Raw genomic sequence first — 4,197 nt, 5'->3', positions numbered from 1 at the left:
AGAACTCGGTAGCTTATTGATTACTATGAAACCTCGGATTTCCCCACTGGTGCCAGCAACTAGCGTGTTGCTGTATTCTCTACTAGCTGCAACTACGGCATTAGGGCAAATTACCCCAGATAATACCCTGGGGAATGAAAGCTCTGTGGTAACCAATCTCAATATTAACGGAATTGTAATAGATTTAATTGAAGGTGGGGCGATTAGAGACAGTAATCTATTCCACAGCTTTTCAGATTTTAATGTAGCCGAGTTCGCAGGAGCTTATTTTGATAATCCTGCTGGAGTTGCCAACATCCTGAGTGGGGTAACGGGAGGTAATGTTTCCAATATTTTCGGGACTCTAGGCGTATTGGTAAATGCTAATTTATTTTTGATCAATCCCAACGGTATTGTCTTTGGTCCCAATAGCAGACTAGATGTGGGAGGTTCATTTTTTGGGAGTACTGCTGAGAGTGTTTTGTTTGAAGATGGTAAAGTTTTCAGCACTAAAAATCCCAATGAAAAACCGTTGTTGACTATAAATATACCATCTGGGTGGCAATATGGCTCAAATCCCGGGAGTATTACTAATCAATCTAGTTTTTTTCTGGTACCAAATGGTGAAACCTTAGGGCTGATTGGCGGTGAGGTTACTATTCCTAATGGCGCTCTAGGTGCATTGGATGGACGGATTGAGCTGGGGAGTGTTGGTTCTAATGGTGTGGTGAAGCTGACCCCAACCGATACGAGTTTTGTATTGGATTATTCAGGAGTTCAAGGGTTTCAGGATATTAGTTTGTCCGATCGTGCTTTTGTCATTACCAGTGGGGAAAGTGGTGGGAGTATCCAGGTGCAGGGAGCTAATGTGAGTTTACGCGATCGCTCTGATGTATTTGCGAATACCATCGGAAGTGAGAATGGCGGTGGGATAGTTGTTCGGGCTTCTCAGCTCAGTCTTGAGGATGGTTCTAGGATAATTGCGAATGTATTTGGCTTAGGACAGGGGGGAGATTTGACTGTGAATGCCTCGGAATCTGTGCGAGTGGTTGGTGTATCGCCTAATGGTACTTTCAGTCTCTTGGGAGCCCTAGTTTTTCCAGGAATAACAGGAAATGGTGGAGATGTCAGTATTACCACTGAGGAGTTAATCGTCTCTGATGGAGCACAAGTTTTAGCTATCACTTTTGGTCTTGGGGACGGGGGAACCTTGACTGTGAATGCGGACTCTACTGTTCAACTGATTGGTACCTCAGCCGATGGTCAACCCAGCGGCTTGTCTAGTCAAACTAATGGGACAGGAAAAGCGGGAGATTTGAAGATTACCACTGGGGAGTTAATCGTCTCTGATGGAGCAAGAGTTTCAGCTAGCACTTTTCGTGAAGGGAACGGGGGAAGGTTAAGTGTGAATGCCTCCTCTACTATTCAACTCATTGGTAGGTCAGCCAATGGTCAGTTTGCCAGCGGCTTGTTTGCTCAAGTTAATCCAGGCTCAACAGGAAATGCCGGAAATTTGAGTATTACCACTGGAGAGTTAACGGTTTCTGATGGAGCAAGAGTTTCAACTGCCACTTTTGGTGAAGGGAATGGGGGAACTTTGAGTGTGGATGCCTCCTCTACTGTTCAAGTGATTGGTATCTCAGCCGATGGTCAGTTTGCCAGCAGCTTGTTTGCTCAAGCTAATCCAGGCTCAACAGGAAATGCTGGAAATTTGAGTGTTACTACTGGGCAGTTAATGGTCTCTGATGGAGCATCGGTTTCAGCTAGCACAAGCGGTGAAGGGAACGGGGGAAACTTGAGTGTGGATGCCTCCTCTACGGTTCAAGTAATTGGTACGACAGCCGATGGTCAGTTTCCCAGCGCCTTGTCTACTCAAACAAATCCACGCTCACAAGGAAATGCCGGAAATTTGAGTATTACTACTGAGCAGTTAATTGTCTCTGATGGAGCAGTTGTTTCATCTGAAACTTTTGGTGAAGGGGATGGGGGAAGCTTAAGTGTGAATGCCTCCTCTACGGTTCAAGTGATTGGTACGACAGCCGATGGTCTTTTTTCTGGCCTGTTTGTTGAAGCTAATCGAGAAGGAACAGGAGATGCCGGAGATTTGTTGAGTATTACCACTGACAAGTTAATCATCTCTGATGGAGCAATTGTTAGTGCTAGAAGCTTTAGACAGGGTACAACAGCCGGCACGGTAAACATTAATGCCAACTCCATCTTCCTTGACAACAATAGCAGGATCACAGCAGAAACAGCAGGAGGAAACGACAGCAATATTAAACTCTTTTCCCGTGACATCCGACTCCTCAACCGAAGCTTGATTCTAACTGACGCTCAGAATACAACAACTGGGGGAAATATAGAAATTGATACTGATACCCTAGTCGGTCTGGGAAATAGCGACATCACCGCCGATGCTGAAGAAGGTCGAGGAGGTAGTGTTACCATTAATGCCAAAGGCATCTTTGGTTTAGAGTTTCGAGACCGTCTCACTCCAGACAATGACATCACTGCCACGTCTGAACTTGGCCCATCCTTCAACGGTGAAGTCATACTCAACATCTTACAGGTAGACCCCACCTCAGGCTTAAACGAATTGCCAGGAATCCTGGTCGCGCAATTAAGTAGCAAAAAAACGGGATAAAACGGTATTTAATATCACAAAATAGACATTGACATTTACTTAGCGCTAGAGTATAATCGAGACAATTGACACAGAGTTTTGTGACGATGCCAAGAACATTTGGAGTAGCAAAAAGGAGATCGACTCAAATCGTCCCTGTGGTGGGGATAACCAAGTCGGTTGAAATTGAGTTGCTGTCTACTATGAAAAAGTTAGGCATTGTTAGATCTGAGTCTTACAACAAATTAGGTAGCATCAGTCACTGGAGCCTTGACTGGAAAAAGGCTATCCCGGAAGTGAAGAGCTTCAGGACTCCCGATACCTTGGGGCTACCTGCTAAGTTAATGGATTGGACTATTAATGATGTAGCGAAAGCCATTACAGCGAGCCAGGCGGCCTGTACCGATGCGGTAATCAAGAAAATCTACAAAAGATTTCCGGGGAAGGACAATCAAAAGACCAGAAAAGAACTTTACAAACAGCTTAAGACCTTAGCTTTTCAGCGATTACCACTTCTTCACAGGCTTGTTAGAAAGGAGTTTAAACGAGGGCACTCTTGGGTCAAAAATCAGATAGTTTATCAACAAGTAGGCTATAACTGCAAACGACTCTCTCGTAACACTTACCAGTTAGAACTAGCTGGGCTAAGGAGAGGAAAAAGAAACAAAATAGTCGTTAGGTCTAATCGAAAAATCAAAGGTCAGATCAGGCTGATATACAACCAGCTTCTAGAAAGATTTGAAATCCATTTTTTAGTAGACTATGGGACTGTAGAGATTCCTGCCGACCGCCGAGCTATTGGGGTAGACAAGGGATACACTGAGGCTTTCTATGATTCAGATGGCCAGGCGCACGGAGAGAATCTAGGTTTTGCCGCAACTAAGAAGTCCAATCGAATATGTGCTAAGAATCGTAATAGAGGAAAACTTTGGGCGATTCATAGAAAACTGGAAAAAATCGACCCAGCTAAGTCGGCTCGCATTCTTAAAAATAACTTAACTAGAAAGACAGAAAATAAGCGATACAGGCAAAATCAATCAGAACTTACAGCTATCATAGGAGCCGCTTCAAAGTCCCTTTTCAAGGGAGAATCATTAAAAGTATTTGCGGAAGATTTAACACAACCAATCCGAAATAAACGTCAGTCCAAAGCAATGTCCCGCAAGCTCAATAGTTGGATGAAGGGTCAAATGCGGGACTCCTTAGAAAAATGGGCTAATTGGACTGGGTCGGTTGTTACAGAAGTCCAGCCTAGTTACACGTCGCAAATTGACTCCGTGACTGGAACCCTATTGGGCAAAAGAAGCGGGGACAATTTTACCAGGTTTAATGGGGTCGTGTCGCAGGCTGACCATAATGCTGCAAAGAACATCCTTGCTAGGGGTACAGACTTCGAGATTACTCGGTACATGAATAAAACCGAGGTTCAAGCAGTATTGTTGCGCCGTACCGCGCGTTTCTTGGAAGGTATGGGACTGAGTCTGCTAGATGCAGTTGAGCTTGGATGGCTTGACTCCAAACATAGCAAAACTCGGGCTTTCAAGCAACTCCTGGTCGAGATGCCAGGAAAGCCTAGACAGATGAGTGGGAGGCTT

Annotated in this window: 2 protein-coding genes; both read left to right on the top strand. The window is 44.7% G+C overall.

The window, feature by feature from the left end; translation table 11 throughout:
* Window positions 1–2,623: filamentous hemagglutinin N-terminal domain-containing protein (locus F6J94_RS31145; RefSeq protein WP_293047342.1), on the top strand; the 2,623-nt coding region annotated here is incomplete at its 5' end.
* An 86-nt stretch (window positions 2,624–2,709) separates the two neighbouring features.
* Window positions 2,710–4,197, top strand: a 1,488-nt coding sequence (locus F6J94_RS31140) for a transposase (protein WP_293047340.1), incomplete at its 3' end; no start/stop codon positions are given.

Source organism: Moorena sp. SIO1F2, assembly GCF_010672755.1.
In the GTDB taxonomy this organism is placed as follows: Bacteria; Cyanobacteriota; Cyanobacteriia; order Cyanobacteriales; family Coleofasciculaceae; genus Moorena.
The sequence above is the reverse complement of the archived record's forward strand: the minus strand, read 5'-3'. Positions and strand labels throughout refer to the sequence as shown.